16 protein-coding genes, 1 tRNA gene and 3 pseudogenes are annotated in these 18,274 nt (G+C 73.1%); 9 read left to right on the top strand and 11 right to left on the bottom strand.

All coding sequences use genetic code 11. From position 1 onward, the window contains the following. Positions 1-89 precede the first annotated feature (89 nt). From ACWPXV_RS05970 to ACWPXV_RS05960, 3 genes and pseudogenes are all read left to right on the top strand, one after another. Positions 90-361: pseudogene (locus ACWPXV_RS05970) on the top strand (DUF7218 family protein). A gap of 210 nt (positions 362-571) precedes the next feature. Next, entirely contained in the window at positions 572-1,027 is a 456-nt protein-coding gene (locus tag ACWPXV_RS05965; RefSeq protein ID WP_454084370.1) for a MarR family winged helix-turn-helix transcriptional regulator, read from the top strand. Then, positions 1,027-2,673, top strand: a complete 1,647-nt coding sequence (locus tag ACWPXV_RS05960) for an MDR family MFS transporter (protein ID WP_454084369.1) — start codon at positions 1,027-1,029, stop codon at positions 2,671-2,673. Before ACWPXV_RS05965 ends, ACWPXV_RS05960 begins: the two co-directional genes overlap by 1 nt. Here the strand turns inward: ACWPXV_RS05960 and ACWPXV_RS05955 are convergent. Beyond that, a complete protein-coding gene (locus ACWPXV_RS05955) occupies positions 2,670-3,647 on the bottom strand; it encodes an alpha/beta hydrolase (RefSeq protein ID WP_454084368.1) in 978 nt (325 codons plus the stop codon). The two genes, ACWPXV_RS05960 and ACWPXV_RS05955, sit on opposite strands and share 4 nt — an antisense overlap. Here ACWPXV_RS05955 and ACWPXV_RS05950 point away from each other — a divergent pair. Together ACWPXV_RS05950 and ACWPXV_RS05945 are read left to right on the top strand one after the other, a co-directional pair. Continuing rightward, complete coding sequence (locus ACWPXV_RS05950) at positions 3,646-5,061, top strand: serine hydrolase (protein WP_454084367.1); 1,416 nt, start codon at positions 3,646-3,648, stop codon at positions 5,059-5,061. The genes ACWPXV_RS05955 and ACWPXV_RS05950 overlap by 2 nt on opposite strands. Then, complete coding sequence (locus ACWPXV_RS05945; RefSeq protein ID WP_454084366.1) at positions 5,061-5,327, top strand: acylphosphatase; 267 nt, start codon at positions 5,061-5,063, stop codon at positions 5,325-5,327. Before ACWPXV_RS05950 ends, ACWPXV_RS05945 begins: the two co-directional genes overlap by 1 nt. Before the next feature lie 4 nt (positions 5,328-5,331). Here the strand turns inward: ACWPXV_RS05945 and ACWPXV_RS05940 are convergent, their stop codons facing one another. Both ACWPXV_RS05940 and upp read right to left on the bottom strand, forming a co-directional pair. Then, positions 5,332-6,636, bottom strand: coding sequence for a CAP domain-containing protein (locus tag ACWPXV_RS05940; protein ID WP_454084365.1), 1,305 nt, complete (start codon positions 6,634-6,636; stop codon positions 5,332-5,334). A gap of 259 nt (positions 6,637-6,895) precedes the next feature. Continuing rightward, positions 6,896-7,531 carry a uracil phosphoribosyltransferase gene (upp, locus tag ACWPXV_RS05935; protein WP_454084364.1) on the bottom strand — a complete coding sequence of 212 codons (636 nt, stop codon included), beginning with the start codon at positions 7,529-7,531 and terminating at the stop codon, positions 6,896-6,898. A gap of 47 nt (positions 7,532-7,578) precedes the next feature. On the opposite strand from upp, the gene ACWPXV_RS05930 reads away from it, so the two are divergent. Beyond that, positions 7,579-8,031 carry a nucleoside deaminase gene (locus ACWPXV_RS05930; protein ID WP_454084363.1) on the top strand — a complete coding sequence of 151 codons (453 nt, stop codon included), beginning with the start codon at positions 7,579-7,581 and terminating at the stop codon, positions 8,029-8,031. Positions 8,032-8,231: 200 nt separating this feature from the next. Here the strand turns inward: ACWPXV_RS05930 and ACWPXV_RS05925 are convergent, their stop codons facing one another. Then, positions 8,232-9,128, bottom strand: coding sequence for a Sir2 family NAD-dependent protein deacetylase (locus tag ACWPXV_RS05925; RefSeq protein ID WP_454084362.1), 897 nt, complete (start codon positions 9,126-9,128; stop codon positions 8,232-8,234). Positions 9,129-9,252: 124 nt separating this feature from the next. On the opposite strand from ACWPXV_RS05925, the gene ACWPXV_RS05920 reads away from it, so the two are divergent. Continuing rightward, positions 9,253-10,221 (top strand): IS481 family transposase, encoded by a 969-nt coding sequence (locus tag ACWPXV_RS05920; RefSeq protein ID WP_454083474.1) that lies wholly within the window; start codon positions 9,253-9,255, stop codon positions 10,219-10,221. Between the two features lie 37 nt (positions 10,222-10,258). Here ACWPXV_RS05920 and ACWPXV_RS05915 read toward each other — a convergent pair whose 3' ends face one another. Next, positions 10,259-11,152: a methyl-accepting chemotaxis protein gene (locus ACWPXV_RS05915; RefSeq protein ID WP_454084361.1), complete on the bottom strand. Its 894-nt coding sequence runs from the start codon at positions 11,150-11,152 to the stop codon at positions 10,259-10,261. Continuing rightward, positions 11,149-11,679 carry a PAS domain-containing protein gene (locus ACWPXV_RS05910; protein WP_454084360.1) on the bottom strand — a complete coding sequence of 177 codons (531 nt, stop codon included), beginning with the start codon at positions 11,677-11,679 and terminating at the stop codon, positions 11,149-11,151. The genes ACWPXV_RS05915 and ACWPXV_RS05910 overlap by 4 nt, the downstream gene beginning before the upstream one ends. Before the next feature lie 160 nt (positions 11,680-11,839). Here ACWPXV_RS05910 and ACWPXV_RS05905 point away from each other — a divergent pair. Next, a tRNA-Ser gene (locus ACWPXV_RS05905) sits at positions 11,840-11,927 on the top strand. Between the two features lie 46 nt (positions 11,928-11,973). On the opposite strand, the gene ACWPXV_RS05900 is transcribed toward ACWPXV_RS05905, so the two are convergent. Then, positions 11,974-12,705, bottom strand: coding sequence for a glutamine amidotransferase (locus ACWPXV_RS05900; RefSeq protein ID WP_454084359.1), 732 nt, complete (start codon positions 12,703-12,705; stop codon positions 11,974-11,976). Between the two features lie 31 nt (positions 12,706-12,736). Beyond that, the gene (locus ACWPXV_RS05895; RefSeq protein ID WP_454084358.1) at positions 12,737-13,183 is read right to left on the bottom strand and encodes a DUF4190 domain-containing protein; all 447 of its coding nucleotides are present in this window, start codon (positions 13,181-13,183) and stop codon (positions 12,737-12,739) included. Positions 13,184-13,279: 96 nt separating this feature from the next. Here ACWPXV_RS05895 and ACWPXV_RS05890 point away from each other — a divergent pair, with 96 nt between their 5' ends. Further along, positions 13,280-14,581: a uracil-xanthine permease family protein gene (locus tag ACWPXV_RS05890; RefSeq protein ID WP_454084357.1), complete on the top strand. Its 1,302-nt coding sequence runs from the start codon at positions 13,280-13,282 to the stop codon at positions 14,579-14,581. Between the two features lie 171 nt (positions 14,582-14,752). Here ACWPXV_RS05890 and ACWPXV_RS05885 read toward each other — a convergent pair. The 3 genes and pseudogenes from ACWPXV_RS05885 to uvrA form a co-directional block, all read right to left on the bottom strand. Next, positions 14,753-15,118: pseudogene (locus ACWPXV_RS05885) on the bottom strand (LytR C-terminal domain-containing protein); the annotation flags it as partial. Positions 15,119-15,318: 200 nt separating this feature from the next. Continuing rightward, a complete protein-coding gene (locus ACWPXV_RS05880) occupies positions 15,319-15,642 on the bottom strand; it encodes a type II toxin-antitoxin system VapB family antitoxin (protein WP_251839896.1) in 324 nt (107 codons plus the stop codon). A gap of 57 nt (positions 15,643-15,699) precedes the next feature. Then, positions 15,700-18,176, bottom strand: a pseudogene (gene uvrA / locus ACWPXV_RS05875) (excinuclease ABC subunit UvrA). Positions 18,177-18,274: the final 98 nt, after the last annotated feature.

The raw sequence follows: 18,274 nt of genomic DNA, 5'->3' as shown, positions 1-18,274 counted from the left end.
GGCCGTGTCCACCGAGGGGTGGACACCCTGCGGATGCACGGCCCGCGTCCCCGGCGGATCCTGGAGGCCCGACGAGAAGGAGGCGGCACATGCCCGGCAAGCAGGACCCCGGCCCCAGCGTCAAGGACAAGGAGCTCTACGAGTCCCTCCGCGACGAGGGCAACTCCAAGGAGAAGTCGGCCCGCATCGCCAACGCCGCGGCGAACAGCTCGCGCAGCGACGTGGGGGAGAAGGGCGGCCAGTCCGGCTCCTACGAGGACTGGACGGTCGACGACCTCCAGGACCGCGCGCGGAGATCGGCATCGAGGGCCGCTCGAGCATGAACAAGGACGAGCTCATCAAGGCCCTCCGCACCCACTGACCCACCGCACCGACCCACCGCACCCACCCCTTCGCCGACAGCTGAGTTGTTCCTGCGCCGGCCGCGCGTTGGAGTAACAAGTCAGCTGTCGGCGGGGAGGCGGCGCTGGAGGCGGGGTGAGGGCGGAAGGGGCTTTGGTCCCGGGGGTGGGCGACCTCACCGAGCTCCGGTATAGATGCATGCTGCATGTAAGGGTTACCGTGGGTCATCGTGACCGCAGCTCAGCACGACGTCCTCGAAGGCCTCATCGACGCGCTGGCCGACCTCACCCGTCGCCACCGCAACCTCACCGTCCGCCTCTCCCGGGAGTCCGGCCGGCCCGCCTCCCAGGTGGCCGTCCTCGCCTCACTCGCCCGCCAGGGGGAGTGCCGCATCGCGGACGTGGCCGAGGACCTGCTCGTCGACCCGTCCGTGGTCAGCCGGCACGTGAGCCCGCTCGAGCAGGACGGCAGCGTCGAGCGCCGTCAGGACCCGGCGGACGCGCGCGCCGCGCTCCTGCGGCTCACGCCCACGGGGGAGGAGGCGCTCGCGGCGATCCGTCAGCTGCGCCGTCGCCACCTCGAGTCCGCCCTCACCGACTGGAGCGAGAACGACGTCGCCCAGCTCACCGACGTCCTGGGCACGGTCGCCCGCTTCCTCGACGCGACCCAGGAGGTGGCGCGCTGATGGCCCGCCCGGATCGCATGCCCCGCCCCGGCCGCCGCACCGAGGTGGAGGAGGCCAAGCACCGCGAGGTCATGAAGGTCTTCACCGGCCTGCTCCTCGCGCTCTTCGTCGCCATGCTCTCCGGCACGATCGTCGGCAACGCGCTGCCGGTCATCATCGCCGACCTCGGCGGCACCCAGCTGCAGTACACGTGGATCGTCACCGCGGCCCTCCTGGCCTCGACCGCGAGCACCCCGATCTTCGGCAAGCTCGCGGACCTCTTCGACAAGAAGAAGCTCCTCCTGCTCGCGATCGGCCTGTTCAGCGTCGGCTCGCTGCTCGCCGGGTCCGCGCAGAGCGCGAACACGCTCATCGCCTACCGCGTCATCCAGGGCGTGGGCATGGGCGCGCAGATGGCACTCGTCCAGACGACGATCGCCACGATCATCTCCCCGCGTGAGCGCGGGCGGTACAACGGCTACATGGGCGCCGTCATGGCGGTGGCGACCGTGTCGGGCCCGCTCATCGGCGGCGTCATCGTCGACACCCCGTGGCTGGGCTGGCGCTGGTGCTACTGGAGCGCCATCCCGTTCTCGCTCATCGCGATCTGGGTGCTCCACCGGCGCCTGCACGTGCCGCCGAGCACGCGCCGCAAGCCGAAGATCGACTACTGGGGCTCGGCCCTCATCGTCCTGTCCGTCACCCTCCTGCTGCTCTGGCTGTCCTTCGTCGACACGAGCTTCGCGTGGGTCTCGTGGCAGTCCGCCGCCATGCTCGGCGGTGCGGTCCTCGGGACGGTCGCCTTCGTCCTCGTCGAGCTGCGGGCCGCCGAGCCCGTCGTGCCGATGTGGATCCTCACCGAGCGCACCACCGCCCTGAGCATCGTCGCGAGCTTCGCCGTCGGCACCGTGATGTTCGCCGCCCCGGTCTTCCTCGGCCAGTACTTCCAGATCGGCCGCGGCTACGGCCCCACGGAGTCGGGCCTGCTCATGGTCCCGATGATGCTCGGCGTCTTCCTCTCCTCGACGATCGCCGGCCGGCTCGTCAGCGCGCGCGGCACGTGGAAGCGCTACGTCGTCGGCGGCATCACGATCCAGGCCGTGGGCGTCGCGCTCATGGCGACGATCGGGGTGTCCACGCCGCTGTGGGTGCTGGGGATCTACCTGGCGCTCATGGGCATCGGCCAGGGCGCCTCGATGCAGAACCTCGTCCTCGCGGTCCAGAACACGGTCTCGCTCAAGGACATGGGCGCCGCCAGCTCCGCCGTCGCCTTCTTCCGGTCCCTCGGCGGCGCCATCGGGGTGCAGGTGCTCGGCGCGGTGCTCTCCGCGCACATCGCCACCCTGCTCGTGTCCCGGCTCGCGGATGCGGGCATCCCGGCCGGCACGCTGGCCGCCGGCGGCAGCCTCGACGTCGCGGCCCTGCCCGACGACGTCGAGGCGATCGTCCGCAGCGCCTACGGCGACGGGATGGACCTCATCTTCCTCATCATGGGGGTCCTCGCCGTCATCGCCCTCGTCGCGGCGATCCTCATGAGGGGCTCCACGCTGCGCGACACCGTGGACCTCGAGGTCAAGCGCGCCGTGCAGGACGTCACGAGCGAGCTCCCCTCCGACGACAGGGCCGAGACCGGCGACGACGAGGGCCCGGCCCGCAGGGCCGGCTAGACCCCGCCGTCCCGCGAGGCCGCGAGCCGCTCCGTCACCCACTCGACGGCGGTGCGCTCGTAGGCCTCGCGCGCCGGTCCTGGCGACAGGGCGAGGTCGTGGACCCCGCCGTGCACCCGGACGACGCTGACGTCCGAGCCCAGGCGCGGGGCGCGGTCCACCATGTGCCGCACGTCGAGGACGCAGTCGGCGCTGCGCAGCTCCTCCGCGGTGGGCGAGGACGGCGAGCCGGAGCGGGTGGAGCAGCACAGCAGCACCGGCACGTCGACCGCCAGCCCCCGCGCCACCCGCGCGTGCTCGCGGCGCACGCTGGCGGCCATCCCCGCGCGCATCGGGAAGCCCTCGACGGGCTTCCACGCGAGGTCGTAGTCCCAGCCCTGCTCGCGCAGCCACCGTCCGTACGGCTCGTCCAGGTGGCTGACGACGACGCTCGGCAGCCACCGGGCGAGCAGGCGGATGACCCGGGTGAGGATGACCCTCTCCGCCCACGGCCCGTTGTGCTCGAGCCACGGGCTGTTGAGGACGACGGCGTCCACCTGTCCCGGGTATCGGTCGACCCAGGTCACCGCGATGAGACCGCCGGTGGAGTGGCCGAGCAGGACGACCTGCTCGTGCCCGTCGGCGCGGATCGCGTCGAGCGCCACGCCGATCTCCTCGTCGTGGTGGTGCAGGTCGCGCACGTCCCCCGCGCGGGTCTGCTCCCCGAGCGCCCGCCCGCTCATCCGCAGGTCCAGGGCGTAGAAGTCGAGCCCGGCCGCCACCCAGCGCTCGGCGTGGGCGGCCTGGAAGAAGTAGTCGGTGAAGCCGTGGAGGTAGAGCACGGCCTGCCGGCTCGGCGTCTCGCGGCGGTGGACGAGGACGGCCTCGGGCTGCCCGTCGTAGTCGGGCGAGGGGCGCAGGGCGATGCGGCGCTGCACCCACGGCTCACCGAGGACGTCCGGGAGGGGCGGGCCGAGGCGGGGAGGTGCAGACATGGCCGCATCCTCGCAGGCGTCTGGGAGGATCGTCGCCATGACTCGGGGGAGATGTCGGACCGCACCTGCAACGCTCGCGCTGCTGCTCCTTGTCGGTGCGTGCGGGGCAGGTGAGACGGAGGACCCGGAGGGTGCGCCGTCGTCGTCCGCGCCGCCCGCGCCCACCGAGGAGGTGAGCATCGCCGACGGCGTCACCCTCCCGCAGACGCGGGCGGGACAGGCCGCGGCATGGGTGCTCGAGCAGCTCGCCGCGGACGAGGGGCCCGGCGCCGAGGAGGCGCGGGAGCACTTCGCCGAGGCCTTCCTCGCAGAGGTGCCAGCGGCTCAGGTGGCCGCCGTCTTTGCCCAGCTGCGGGCCGGTGGCCCCTACGTCGTCGAGGGCTACGACGGCACCGAGGACGCAGCCCAGCTGCCGCTCGCGGCGCAGGACGGCCGCTTCCTCCTCCACGTCGTCACCGAGCCCGACGGCCGGATGAGCACCCTGTTCTTCGAGGCGACGCGCGCCGTCCCGGACGTCACCTCCCTGGAGGACCTCGACGCCGCGCTCGCGGGCCTCGACGCCGAGACCTCCGTCCTCGTCGCCGACGGCGCCACCTGCGAGCCGCTCCACGAGCGCGAGTCCGACGTCGCACGGCCGATCGGCTCGATCGTCAAGCTCTACGTCCTCGACGCCGTCCGGCAGGCCGTCGCCGACGGCACGCTCGCGTGGGAGGACACCCTCACGCTCACCGACGACCTGCGCTCCCTGCCCTCAGGCGTCCTCCAGGAGGAGCCCGCCGGCCACGAGGTGAGCGTTCGCGACGCGGCCGAGCTGATGATCTCCATCAGCGACAACACGGCCACCGACCTCCTCATCGACGCCGTGGGGCGCGCGGCCGTGCTCGCGGCGGTCGAGCGGCTCGGACACCACGACCCCGCGCTGCTCACCCCGCTCGTCACCACCCGGGAGCTGTTCCAGCTCGGCTTCACCGACCCCGAGCTGCGCGAGCGGTGGGCCGCTGCGGACGCCGCCGGGCGCGAGGAAATCCTCGCCGGCCTCCCCGGCGGCGAGGTCGCCCTCGACCCGGCGCTCGCCCAGGACGTCATCTGGCCCGACGGGCTGGACTGGTTCGCCACGGCGCAGGACCTGTGTCGCGCGCACGCCGGCCTGCAGGAGAGCGGCGACGAGACGGTGCTCGGCATCCTCGCGCTCAACCCGGGCATCGAGGCCACCGAGGACTGGGAGTACGTCGGCTTCAAGGGCGGCAGCGCGCCCGGCGAGATGGCAGGCTCGTGGTACCTGGGGTCGGCGGGCGGCGAGGGGTACGCCGTCGTCGTCCAGATTGCGGCGACGGACGTGGCCGCGGTGCCCGACGCCGGGTGGATGGTCGGCGTCGTCGGCCAGACCGCCGAGGTGCTTGCCGAGGAGGAGTGATGCGGCGCTGCTACGTGACCGTCACCGGCCGGGTCCAGGGCGTCGGGTTCCGCATGGCCTGCGCGGCTCAGGCCGAGCGCGCCGGCGTGGCCGGCTGGGTGCGCAACCTGCCCGACGGGCGGGTGGAGGCCGTCCTCGAGGGTGAGGAGACCGCCGTCGACCAGGTGCTGCGCTGGCTCCACGAGGGCCCGCCCGCCGCGCGGGTCGAGGACGTCGACGTGCGCGTCGAGGACCCTCAGGCGGAGCAGGGCTTCCAGGTGCGCTAGCGGGTCAGTGCTTCTGGGCGATGACCGTGACGGCGTAGGGCACGCGGTCCTCGCTCCAGGCGAAGCCGTAGCCGACGTGCGTGTAGGTGTCGCTGAGCATCCACGGCCGGTGGTTGGGCGACTGGGTCCACCAGGTGTGCAGCCAGGTGAGCAGGGTGTTGAAGTTCATCGACGCGCCACCGGTGTTGCGCACGATGAGCTCGCTGCACGAGCCCCAGGTCCCCGTGCTGTACCCACGGCATCCGACCTGCTGGGTCATGCGGGGGTTGTGGGAGCTGCTCATGTTGGCCGGCTCCCAGTCCGCGAGGTGGTTGGCCCAGCCCTGGGCGACGCCCTGCAGGTGCGTGTTGTACGCGACCGGCGGCAGACCGTTGGCCTGGCGGAAGATGTTGAGCAGGGCGAACAGCGTGCTGCGGGCCGTCCCGGTGTCGCCGGGCGGCGGGGTGGGCGTGGGCGTCGGTTTCGGAGTAGGCGTCGGGGTGGGCGTCGGCGTGGGCTTCGGCTTCGGCGTCGCGGACGGCGTAGGGCTGGGTGTCGGCGTCGGCGTGGGCTTCGGCGTCGCGGACGGCGTGGGAGTCGGCGTGGCGCTGGGCGTCGGGTTGGGCGCCGGGGACGGGGTGGCCGACGGGCTCGGGCTCGGCGTGCTGCCCTCCTCCGGAGAAGTGGGCTCCCCGGCCGGCTCCTCAAGCGTGGGCTCCGGCGCAGCGGTGGATGGTGCCTCCGGTGCGGGCGCGGGGTCGGCCGTGACCGGCGGCTCGGGCTCCTCGGTGGGCTCGGGCTCCGGCTCCTCGGTGACCTCTGGCTCCGGGGACGGCTCCTCGGTCACCTCGGGCGCGGGTGCGGTCGTGGGCTCCGGCTCGGGGAGGGTCTCCTCACCGGCGTCGGGAATCAGCACGGGGTTGTCCCCGCCGGGCGTGGACACAGGGCTCTCGTTCATCGCGACCGCGGGCACGGCCTTCTCGGGGCGCTGCGCGCGCGACGCGAGGGACTCCGTGCGGGCCTTGGTGGCGTCCGCGGCGGCAGCGAGGGTGGCCTCGGTGACGCGCTCCTGGGCGGCGTAGTCGGCCAGCGAGATGCTGATGTCCGCGCGGTCCGGCGTCGTCGTGACGACGGTGCCGCCGGTCATGTGAGCCGGCATGCCGCTGGCCTCGAGCGGCAGGAGCACCCAGGCGGGCAGCGTCGGTGCGGCGGTCACGGTGCTCGCGAGCACCGTGAGGGTGAGGACGAAGGAGGCCGCGACGGCACCCACGCGCGTAGCGGTGCGGCGCGGACGGCGTGCGCCGGTCCGTGCCTGCGGGTCAGATGCCACGACGGCTCCTCCTCCGCCTGCGCACGTGTGCGTCCCTGCCCGTGACTAGCCGAGGCGTCGACGGCGGGAGGGTGCAGCGGGCCGTCGAGCCATGTGTCCGCGCTCAGGTTAGACCCACCGGCCTCACATGTCACATTGGTAACACGAGTAACACTGATGGCGGGCGCGGAAACAACTGCGCCCGCCGGTGCACTCTGCTCCCGGCCGACCGAGCGGGAGCAGAGTGCACCCGACGGGCGCACAGTGGGAGACGGGCGGCTCAGACCACGCCGTAGAGGCGGTCGCCGGCGTCGCCGAGGCCGGGGACGATGTAGGCGTTCTCGTCGAGGCGCTCGTCCACGGCGGCGGTGACGATCTTGACCTCACCGCGCGTCCCGACCGCCTGCTCCACCGTCCGCAGGCCCTCGGGTGCGACGAGCAGGCAGATGGCCGTGACGTCGCGGGCGCCGCGGTCGAGGAGGTACTCGATTGCCGCGATGAGCGTGTTCCCGGTCGCGAGCATGGGGTCGAGGACGAAGACCTGGCGGCCGCTGAGGTCCTCGGGCAGCCGGTTGGCGTAGGTGATCGCCTCGAGGGTCTGCTCGTCGCGCTGCATCCCGAGGAAGCCGACCTCGGCGGTGGGGAGCAGGCGGGTCATGCCGTCGAGCATCCCCAGGCCCGCGCGCAGGATCGGCACGACGAGTGGGCGCGGCGCCGCGAGGTGCGTGCCCGTGGTGCGCGCGACCGGCGTGGCGATCTCCACCTGCTCGGTCTGCACCTCACGGGTCGCCTCGTAGGCGAGGAGGGTGACGAGCTCGTCGACGAGCAGCCGGAAGGTGGGCGACTCGGTGCGCACGTCCCGCAGGACGGTGAGCTTGTGGGCGATGAGCGGGTGGTCCGCGACGTGCAGGCGCATGGGTAGAACGTACCGGTGCCCGGGCGGCGGCGTGCAGGATGGGACCCATGGCACCGTGGACCGTGGCGATGAACACTGCCCTGGAGCTCGCCGAGCGGGCGCTCGCGGGCGGGGACGTGCCGGTCGGCGCCGTCGTCCTGGACCGGGAGGGCCGAGCGGTCGCGACGGCGCACAACCGCTGTGAGGTCGACCGGGACCCCACCGCCCACGCCGAGGTCCTCGCCTTGCGCGCCGCGGCCGCCGCCACCGGTGACGTCCGCCTCGAGGGCTGCACGCTCGTCGTCACCCTCGAGCCCTGCACGATGTGTGCCGGCGCGGTGGTGCTCTCCCGCGTCGACCGCGTCGTCTTCGGCGCCTGGGACCCCAAGGCCGGCGCGTGCGGCTCGATCCGCGACGTCGTGCGGGACTCGCGGCTCAACCACCGCGCCGAGGTGGTCGGTGGCGTCGAGGAGGAGCGCTCGGCGCGCCTGCTGCGCGACTTCTTCGCCCCCCGCCGCTGACGGCTCGCCCCTCCCGCCGACAGCCGGATTCCTCGATGTCCAGCTGATCGCGTTCTGCGCAGAAGCCCCACGAGGTGCCCCCTATTCGTCACCTGTCCCGGCGTGTCGGCAGCGTGTCGCGAACCTGTGCGCAGGATCTCGACGGCGCAGGCCGGCTGTCGGTAACAACTGCGCTCTCGGCGGCAGCTCGGCTCTCGCGGCTATGTCAACCGGGGGCGGAGGGTCTGCGCGAGGTAGGGGAGGGCGACGGTCGTGCTGACCTCGACCTTCGCCGTCGCGAGGTCGTCCCCGCGTGTCTCGCCCCGGGTGAGGATGACCACCGGCTTGCCGGCCTTGGCGGCCTGGCGGACGAAGCGCAGCCCGGACATGACCGCCAGCGAGGACCCGGCGACGAGCAGCGCGTCGGCCTCGTCGACGATCGCCCGGGCGTGGTCCACCCGCTCCTTCGGCGTCGTCCCGCCGAAGAAGACGACGTCGGGCATGAGGGTGCCCCCGCAGCGTGGGCAGGGCGCGACGCGGAAGTCGGCGGTGCTCTCCAGGGCGGCGTCGGCGTCCGGGGCAACCTCGACGTCGTCGACGTGCCGTTCCCGCCAGCCCGGGTTGAGCGCGGACAGGGCCTGATCGTGGGCCTCCCGGGAGAAGGTGCGCCCGCAGTCACGGCAGACCACCTGGTCGAAGCGGCCGTGGAGGTGGACGACGTTGCGGGAGCCGGCCTTGAGGTGGAGGAGGTCGATGTTCTGGGTGACGACCCCGTTGACCGTGCCCTCGTACTCCATGAGCGCCAGTGCCGCGTGGCCGGCGTTGGGGTTGACGTCGCGCAGGTGGCGCCAGCCGAGGTGGTTGCGCGCCCAGTAGTGGCGGCGGTGCTCCTCGGTGGCGATGAACTCCTGCAGCGTCATCGGCCGCCGCGGCGGGGAGCCGGGACTGCGATAGTCGGGCACGCCTGAGTCGGTCGAGAGCCCGGCCCCGGTCAGCGCCGCGACCGTCGTGCCGGACAGCAGCTCGACGACGGGCGCCAGCGCGGCCGGGACGTCCTCCGGCTCGGGCCGGGCGGCGTCGGCCGGCGGCGCGACGATGAGGGGGCGTTGCGGGTCCACCCGGCCGAGGCTAGCTGTACTCAGCCAGGAGGTTGGTGACACTGCCGGTCGGTCGTTGACGTAGGGAGGACCTCCGGGTGAGGTGTGGCTTGTCGAGAGTCACGCCCAACACCCGGAGGTCCTCGTGTCCCACCGTAATGCCCGTCTGACGTTCCACGGACGCCTGCTGCTGGTGCAGCGCGTGCGGCAGGAGGGGTGGGCGGTGGCCCACACCGCCAAGGCGATGGGCGTCTCGCGGCAGTGCGCCCACTACTGGCTCAAGCGCTACGACCAGGAGGGCGAGGCGGGGCTGCATGACCGCTCCAGCCGCCCTCACCGCAGCCCGCGGCAGACGACCGCGCAGGTGGCCGCGCAGATCGTGGCCTGCCGCCAGGCCCACCGCCGTGGGCCGGACTGGATCGGCGCCGAGCTCGGCGTGCCGGCCCGCACGGTGTCGCGGGTGCTGCGCCGGGCCGGTGTGCCGTACCTGCGGGAGCTGGACCCGATGACGGGTGAGCAGATCCGCTCCTCCAAGGCCACCGCGGTGCGCTATGAGCGTGACCGGCCCGGGGATCTGGTCCACGTCGACGTGAAGAAGCTCGGCAAGATCCCCGACGGGGGCGGGTGGCGCGCCCACGGCCGGGGCAACGTGAAGAAGGACAAGACCCAGCGCATCGGCTACGACTACGTCCACTCCATGGTCGATGACCACTCCCGCCTGGCCTACAGCGAGATCCACGACGACGAGAAGTCCGAGACCTGCGCCGGGTTCCTGCTGCGCGCGGCGGCCTACTTCGCCTCAATGGGCATCGAGCGCATCGAGCGGGTGATGACCGACAACGCCTTCGCCTACCGCCACGGGCGGGCGTTCGCCGAGGCGGTCGCCCAGCTCGGGGCGGTGCAGAAGTTCATCCGACCCCACTGCCCCTGGCAGAACGGCAAGGTCGAACGCTTCAACCGCACCCTGCAAACCGAGTGGGCCTACCGCCATGTCTTCGCCAGCAACCAACACCGCCGCGACGCCCTTGCCCCATGGCTGCACACCTACAACACTGAACGCCGCCACACCGCACTCGGCGGCCAGCCCCCGATCAGCCGAGCGTCAGCAACGTGATGGCTGAGTACAGCTAGCCCCGGGCCCGCCGGTCCGCTCAGCCGGCGAAGGTGCCGATCTGCTCACGCAGCGAGTGGACCATCTCCGCGAGCGTGGAGCCCTCGCCCGTGGCCGCCGTGATGGTCCCCACCTGCGTGTCCATCTCGCCGACGAGCCCGGCGATCCGGTCGATGGTCGCGGCGGCCTCGTGGGCCGAGGCGATGGCGGCCTCCATCTGGGCGCCGATCCGCGCGGCGGACGTTGCCGTCTCGTCCGCCAACGAGCGCACCTCGTGGGCGACGACGGCGAAGCCGCGGCCCGCATCGCCCGCCCGTGCGGCCTCGATGGTGGCGTTGAGCGCGAGCATGCGGGTCTGCGCGGCCACCGTGCTGATGAGGGTGACCGCCTCCGCCGTGGCGGCCGACGCCTCCTCCAGCTCCTGCATGGTGTCCAGCGCCGCCCGCGCCTCGCTGACCGCGGTGGCGGTCGACGCCGCGAGGCTGCTCGTGGAGGTCGCCACCTCACCGAGGTCGGCCGTGACCTGCGCCGAGGCCGCGAGCGCGGAGCCGGCGAAGCTCGTCCGGGCGGCCACCTGCTCGGCGAGGCGGTGAGCGCCGTCGGCCATGGAGGCCCGCCCGGCGTCGATCCGCGCGGCCCCCTCGCGGAAGCTGCCCGGCATGCCCTGCTGGAGGAAGCGGCGGTGGAAGCGACCGCTCGCGGCAGCGGACAGCGCCGCCTGCGACTCGCGGACGAAGGCGTCGGTGACGTCGAGAAGCCTGTTGACCCCGTCCCGCAGCGCGTGGGCGTCCTCGTCCAGGGCCGGGACCCGGGCCTCGAGGTCACCGGCCGCGGCGCGTGCGACGACTGCGGTGACGGTAGCCCGAGCTGCGTGGTGAGCGGCCAGCTCGGCCTCGAGCTCGGCGATCCGGGCGGCGTCCTGCCTGCGTCTCATGCCCGTCCCTCCCCGACGAGCCCCCACACCAGCTCGTCGTAGGGCTGCCCGGCCAGCTGCTCCTCGAGCGCGGCACGGGAGGCGACGGCGGCCTCGGAGGCTCGCCGGTGCCTCGCCTCGGCGGCGCGCATGCCGGCGTAGAGCGTCCCGACCCGGGCGACCGCCGCCGGCGAGGGCGAGCGGCGGCTGGAGTGGTAGCCGACGACGGCGCCGCGGCTGTCGCGGGTGGGCGTCACGTGGGCGAGCACCCAGTAGTGGGCGCCGTCCTTCGCGAGGTTGTTGATGTAGGCGAAGATCTCGTCCCCGGCCTGGATGGTCTCCCACAGGAGGTGGAACAGGCCGCGGGGCGTCTCCGGGTGGCGGATGAGGCTGTGCGGGTGGCCGAGGACCTCGTCCTCGGCGTACGCCGACACCCGCAGGAAGACGTCGTTGGCATAGGTGATCCGACCCTTGAGGTCGGTCTTGGAGACGATGATCTCGTCCTCGCCGAAGGTGCGCGCGACTCCTGTCGGCGCCGTTGCTCGCACTGGTCTGGCCTACCTCTCGAAAGACTTGTTCCCCACCATGTCGACCGATCGGCACGCCGGCGGCGATCCTGAGGGAGCAGGCCTGAGGCGAGGCCCACAGCGCTGTCGGCGCCCGGCGATTAGTGGCTCGGGCGCGCCGGCCGGTACACTCGGTCGCCGAGGTAGCGTGTCCGAGCGGCCGAAGGTGCAGCACTCGAAATGCTGTGTGGTGCAAGCCACCGTGGGTTCAAATCCCACCGCTACCGCCAGCGCGGCCCGGGTCCCCCAGCGGGGGCCCGGGCCGTTTGCCGTTCCTCAGCGCGCGTAGCGCCGGACGAAGTTCGTGAGAATCTGTCCGGCCGCGGAGACGTCGGCGGCCGCGACCTCGCGGTGGACCTCGTCGAAGTCGTCGGGGTCGAAGTAGCCGGCGTGCCGATAGACGGTCATCCGCTCGACGAGCGCCTCGAGTGTGAGCTCGGGGTGGAACTGGGTGCCGTAGAGGTTGGAGCGCACCCGGAACATCTGCACCGGGCAGTGCTCGGAGGTCGCGAGGATGACGGCGCTCTCCGGCAGGTGCGTGCACGCCTCCTTGTGGCCGACGAAGGCCTGGAAGGACGTCGGCATGCCCGCGAGGACGGGGTCGGCGCGGCCCTCGTCGGTGAGGGAGATGACCGGGGCGCTGATTGGCTCGGAGTAGGTGCCGTCGAGGACCCCGCCGATGTGCCGGGCGAGCGTGCCGATGCCGTAGCAGGCCCCGAAGAAGGGGTAGTCGCGTTCCACCAGCACGTCGAGCAGGCCGCTGAGCTCGGCCTCCACCCGGCGCTGGGTGTCGCTCTTGTGCTCGTCGGGCACCGAGCTGGTGAAGGGGCTGCCGCCGAGGATGATGCCCGAGTAGGCCTCGAGGTCGAGGTCCGGCAGCGGCTCCGCCTCGAGCCGCAGCCACTCGAGCTCGGTCTCGGCGAGTCCGCCCAGCGCGAGCATCGACGCGTACTCCGAGTCGGCGGCGTCGTCCTCGGAACGGGTGGAGATCAGCAGGAAGGGCTTCACGTCCGCAGGCTACCTGCGTGCCGCGGCTCGCTCAGATCAGTGTCCGCGCGGAGAGGAACAGGAGGAACAGCCCTGTCCACACTGCGGTCATCGCGTACCCGAGGGCGAGCCCGGCCACCGCGAGCCCGCGCCCGCCCTCGTAGGAGGTCCGCAGCCGGCGCAGGCCCAGGTGCCCGAAGGCGATCGCGATGAGGCACAGCCCCGGCACGACGATCCCGAGCACGCCGAACACCATCGCCGTGACCGCGACCCGGTCGTTGCGGTAGGCGGGGCTGTCGTAGCCGGCCCCGCCGAGCACCCGCTCGCGGTGGCGCTGGCTCGTGCCGAACGCGGACGACGACGGCGTCACGTACGGCGACGGCGCCGGCGCGCCCCCGTAGGGCTCACCGGCCGGGACCGGAGCGCCGCCGGGGGCGTAGGGCTCGGCCCGAGGCGCTCCGTCGTCACGCCCCGGTGCGCGCCACTGACCGTCGTCCACGCGTCAAGGATTGCACGGTGGGACACGGCCGGGGCGGGGCCCACGGTGGCGCTACTCTTCCCGGCGGCGTACACACCTGCGGCGAAGGGCACGGACATGGCGATCTGGACGGTTCACGGGGACGGGGTCCGAGTCGGGCCGGGCGAGGTGGTCGGCCCCCGCGAGCGGCTCAGCTGGCCGCGCACCATCGGGATCGGCTCCCAACACGTCGTCGCGATGTTCGGCGCGACCTTCCTCGTCCCGCTCATCACGGGCTTCCCGCCCTCGACGACGCTCTTCTTCTCCGCCGTCGGCACCATCCTCTTCCTCGTCATCACCCGCAACCGGGTCCCCAGCTACCTCGGGTCAAGCTTCGCGTTCATCGCCCCGATCGGTGCCGCCACCGAGGTGGGCGGGATGTCCGCTGCGCTCGGCGGCATCCTCGTCGTCGGCGTGCTCCTCGCGCTCGTCGGCCTGCTCGTCCACTTCGCCGGCTCGCGCTGGATCGACATCGTCATGCCGCCGATCGTCACGGGCACCGTCGTGGCCCTCATCGGGTTCAACCTCGCGCCGAGCGCCTGGAACAACGTGAAGAAGGCGCCGACGACGGCACTGGTGACCATCGCCGTCGTCGTCCTCGTCACGGTGCTGTTCCGGGGGATCCTCGGCCGGCTCGCCATCCTCGTCGGTGTGCTCGCCGGCTACGGCGTGGCCGTCCTGCGCGACGAGGTGAGCTTCGCGCGCGTGGAGAAGGCCGACCTGTTCGGGCTGCCGACCTTCACCGCCCCGAGCTTCGACCCGTCGCTCCTGGGACTGTTCGTGCCGGTCGTCATCGTCCTCATCGCCGAGAACATCGGCCACGTGAAGTCGGTGGCCGCGATGACGGGGGAGAACCTCGACGACGTCACCGGCCGTGCGCTCCTCGCCGACGGCCTGGCCACGACGCTCGCCGGCGCTGGCGGCGGCTCGGGCACGACGACCTACGCCGAGAACATCGGCGTCATGGCCGCCACCCGCGTCTACTCGACCGCCGCCTACGGGGTGGCCGCCGTCGTCGCGCTCGCGCTGAGCATGTCCCCGAAGTTCGGCGAGCTCATCAACACCGTCCCCGCGGGTGTCCTCGGCGGCGCCGCGACCGTCCTGTACGGGATGATCGGCGTGCTCGGGGCGCGCATCTGGGTGCAGGCCAAGGTCGACTTCTCCGACCCGGTCAACCTCACGACGGCCGCCATCGCGCTCATCGTCGGCATCGCGAACTACACGTGGGTGGCCGGGGACCTGCGCTTCGAGGGCATCGCGCTCGGCACGGCCGCGGCACTCGGGGTCTACCACGTCATGCGGGCGCTGGCCCGGTGGCGCGGGACGACGGCGGAGCCGGCGAGCCCGGCGTCGGTGCCGGACGCCTCGCGCGAGGGCTGAGGCCGGAGGGTTAAGGGGACGGCGGAGCGGCTCAGCCCTCCGCCGTCGCCTCCTCGTCCTCGGCGGGGTCGCTCGGGACGGGGACGGGCGTGCAGCCCGGGGGCGGGGGAGCGGCTGCTCGGGGTCGATGGCCGTCTCCTCGGGCGAGGGCACCTCGCTGAAGGCACCGCCGAGGACGACGTCGATGGTGGCGTCGTCGCGCCCGTCGAGCGACACGGTGGAGCCGGGCACGATCTGGGCGACGGTGTAGGCGGCCTGCAGGCCGCGCGGGCCGCTCACGATGTTGGCGACCCCCTCGAGGTTGCCCCCGTAGTTCGCCTCCTGGGAGATGACGACGCCGTACTGCGCCAGGCCGCTGGCGGTGCGGGCGGCGAGGCCGGTCTCGTCCGTCGCGTTGTACACGTTCGCGGTGATCTCGCTGTAGGGCGCCGGGAGCGCGTCCACGGGCGGGCAGGGCACGTTCGCGCTGGCCGCGTCGGTGGGCTCCGGAGAGCTGAAGGGGCGGGCGAAGGGGGAGGGGATCACGTTGCCCCACATCGCGGCGGCCACCAGCGCCACCGCGAGCATCGCGGTGATGATGATCCCGAAGATCAGGGTCTGGCGCTGCTGGAGATGGCGGCGACGGGCGGCACGACGGCGCGCGGCCTCGGCGGGGTCAGTCGTCACAGAGGCAAAGGTAGTGCGTGGGCGCTCCCCGGCGTGAACCCGTCACGCGGCGGGTCCGCGGCGCGCCCCGCTCAGCCGGCGGACAGGACCGTCCCGTCGAGGTCCAGCTCGAGGACCCGCGCGTGCACGTGGAGGCGTTGCTGGAGGGCCGCGCGCAGCGCCCGGTGCAGCCCGTCCTCGAGGTAGAGGACGCCGCGCCAAGAGACGACGTGGGCGAAGAGGTCGCCGTAGAAGGTGGAGTCCTCCGCCAGGAGATGGCGCAGGTCGAGCTCGCTCTTGGTGGTGACGAGCTCGTCCAGCCGGACCTGCCGCGGTGCGACCGCGGCCCAGTCGCGGGTGGTCTCCACACCGTGGTCCGGGTAGGGACGGCCATCGCCGACTGCCTTGAAGATCACCCGTCGATAGTAGGTGCGACCCGCGGGTTTCGGGAGGTGGCGGGACGAGGGGGCGGACTACCGGTGCCCTGCCCGCTCGAGCCGCCGGGCGAGGTAGGGCGCGGTGACGCTGTCCGCGCTCCTGGCGACCTCGGCCGGTGTGCCCGCGGCGACCACCCGTCCCCCCGCATCACCACCGCCGGGACCCAGGTCGACGACCCAGTCGGCGGACGCGATCGTGTCGAGGTCGTGCTCGACCAGGACGACCGTGCTGCCCGCGTCGACGAGCCGGTGGAGCTGTCGCAGCAGCAGCGTGACGTCGGCGGGGTGCAGGCCCGCGGTCGGCTCGTCGAGCAGGTACAGCGCGTGGTCGCGCCGGGCGCGCTGCAGCTCGGTGGCGAGCTTGATGCGCTGTGCCTCACCGCCGCTGAGCTCGGTCGCCGGCTGGCCCAGGCTCAGGTAGCCCAGGCCGACGTCCCGGAGGGTCGCCAGGCTGCGGAGTGCCGCCGGCACGTCGGCGAGGAACGTCGCGGCGTCGTCGACCGACATCGCCAGCACCTCGGCGATGGTCCTGCCCCGGTAGGTGATCTCGAGAGTCTCGGCGTTGTACCGCGCGCCGTGGCAGGTGGGGCACGGCGCGTACGTGCCCGGCAGGAAGAGCAGCTCGACGGAGACGAACCCCTCGCCCTCGCAGGTCTCGCACCGGCCCTCGGGGACGTTGAAGGAGAACCGGCCGGCCGTGTAGCCGCGCGCCCGGGCCTCGTCGGTCGACGCGTACAACCGGCGGACGGCATCGAACATCCCGGTGTACGTCGCGAGGTTGGACCGGGGGGTGCGGCCGATCGGGCGCTGGTCGACGAGGACGAGCCGGTCGAAGGCCTCGAGGCCCGCCGCGTCCCGCAGGTCGAGTGCGACCGCGGCGTCGTCGTCCTCGGGCGTCACGCCGAGGTGGCGGCGGACGACCTCGGCGAGCACCTGCGTGACGAGGGTGGACTTCCCGGAGCCGGAGACGCCGGTCACGGCGGTGAGCACGCCGAGGGGCACGTCGACGGAGACGTCGCGCAGGTTATGGCGGGAGACGCCGCGCAGGTGCAGCCAGCCCTGCGGTGCGCGGGCGGGCCGCTCCAGCGGCTCCGTCCGCCCGAAGAGGTGCCGGCCGGTGGCGGACTCCGCCACCTCCTCGAGCCCCGCGACCGGGCCGCTGTAGAGCACGCGCCCGCCGCGCTCGCCGGCGCCGGGGCCGATGTCGACCACCCAGTCGGCCCGGCGCACCACGTCCAGGTCGTGCTCGACGACGAAGAGCGAGTTGCCCGACGCCTTGAGCTGGTCGAGCACGTCGAGCAGCGGCTCGGCGTCGGCCGGATGCAGCCCCGCGGACGGCTCGTCGAGCACGTAGACCACACCGAAGAGCCCCGACCGTAGCTGGGTGGCGATCCGCAGGCGCTGGGTCTCGCCCGGCGAGAGGGTCGTCGAGGGGCGCGCGAGGCTGAGGTAGCCCAGGCCGAGGCCGAGGAGCACGTCGATGCGGGCGACGAGGTCGGCGCTGAGCCGTACGGACACCTCGGTCGACTCCCCGGAGCCTGCGCCGGGGGTGGCGGCGGCCGCCTCGGGCAGGGCCGCGACAGGGCGCAGCAGCTCGGCGACCTCGGTGAGCGGCATGGCGCCGACCTCGGCGATCGAGCGGCCGGCGAAGGTCACGGCGAGCGCCGCGGGCCGGATACGGCCGCCGTGGCACTCCGGGCAGGTGACGCTGCGGACGAACTGCATCGCCCGGTCGCGCATCCGTTGGCTCTTGGAGCTCGCGAGCACGTGCATGACGTGCTTGCGCGCGCTCCAGAACTTCCCGTAGTAGCCGTGGTCGATGCGGCCGGGGGCTCGGGGGCGACGAGTACCGAGGGCTGCTCGTCGGTGAAGAGCAGCCAGTCCCGGTCCTCGGGGCTGAGCTCGTGCCAGGGCCTGGCCACGTCGATGCCCAGGCCCATGACGACGCTCCGCAGGTTCCTGCCCTGCCAGCCGCCGGGCCACCCGGCGATCGCGCCGTCGCGGATGCTCAGGGAGCGGTCGGGCACGAGGAGGTCCTCGGTGACGTCGTGCACCTCACCGAGCCCGTGGCACCGCGGGCAGGCACCCGCCGCGGTGTTCGGGGAGAACGCCTCGGCGTCCAGCCGCGGCGCCCCCTGCGGGTAGGTACCGGCCCGGGAGTAGAGCATCCGCAGCAGGTTGGAGAGCGTCGTGAGGGTGCCCACGGTCGAGCGGGAGCTCGGGGCGCCGCGGCGCTGCTGGAGGGCGACGGCGGGCGGCAGGCCGGTGACCTCCCGCACGTGCGGTGCTCCCACCTGCTGGAGCAGGCGGCGGGCGTAGGGCGCCACCGACTCGAAGTACCGGCGCTGCGCCTCGGCGTAGAGGGTGCCGAACGCGAGGGAGGACTTCCCGGACCCCGAGACACCGGTGAAGGCGACGATCGCGTCCCGGGGAAGGTCGACGTTGACGTTTCGCAGGTTGTGCTCAGCGGCGCCGCGGACGCGCACGAAGGGGTCGGTCGCCTGGTCTGCCACGTCGGCACCGTAGGCACGGGCCGGCTCGGCGTGCCACCCGGTCGCGGCTCAGGGGCTGGAACGACCGACGGCCCCCGACCGGCGTCGTACGCGGTCGG

It is taken from the genome of Georgenia sp. Marseille-Q6866 (assembly GCF_965111665.1).
The sequence above is the reverse complement of the archived record's forward strand: the minus strand, read 5'-3'. Positions and strand labels throughout refer to the sequence as shown.

Excerpts from the sequence above, each read along its gene's own strand:
- upp (WP_454084364.1), bottom strand. The coding sequence starts at position 7,531 with ATGCGCCTGCACGTCGCGGACCACCCGCTCATCGCCCACAAGCTCACC.
- ACWPXV_RS05950 (WP_454084367.1), top strand. The coding sequence starts at position 3,646 with ATGGCCGCATCCTCGCAGGCGTCTGGGAGGATCGTCGCCATGACTCGG.
- ACWPXV_RS05955 (WP_454084368.1), bottom strand. The coding sequence starts at position 3,647 with ATGTCTGCACCTCCCCGCCTCGGCCCGCCCCTCCCGGACGTCCTCGGT.
- ACWPXV_RS05960 (WP_454084369.1), top strand. The coding sequence starts at position 1,027 with ATGGCCCGCCCGGATCGCATGCCCCGCCCCGGCCGCCGCACCGAGGTG.
- ACWPXV_RS05945 (WP_454084366.1), top strand. The coding sequence starts at position 5,061 with ATGCGGCGCTGCTACGTGACCGTCACCGGCCGGGTCCAGGGCGTCGGG.
- ACWPXV_RS05930 (WP_454084363.1), top strand. The coding sequence starts at position 7,579 with ATGGCACCGTGGACCGTGGCGATGAACACTGCCCTGGAGCTCGCCGAG.
- ACWPXV_RS05915 (WP_454084361.1), bottom strand. The coding sequence starts at position 11,152 with ATGAGACGCAGGCAGGACGCCGCCCGGATCGCCGAGCTCGAGGCCGAG.
- ACWPXV_RS05890 (WP_454084357.1), top strand. The coding sequence starts at position 13,280 with ATGGCGATCTGGACGGTTCACGGGGACGGGGTCCGAGTCGGGCCGGGC.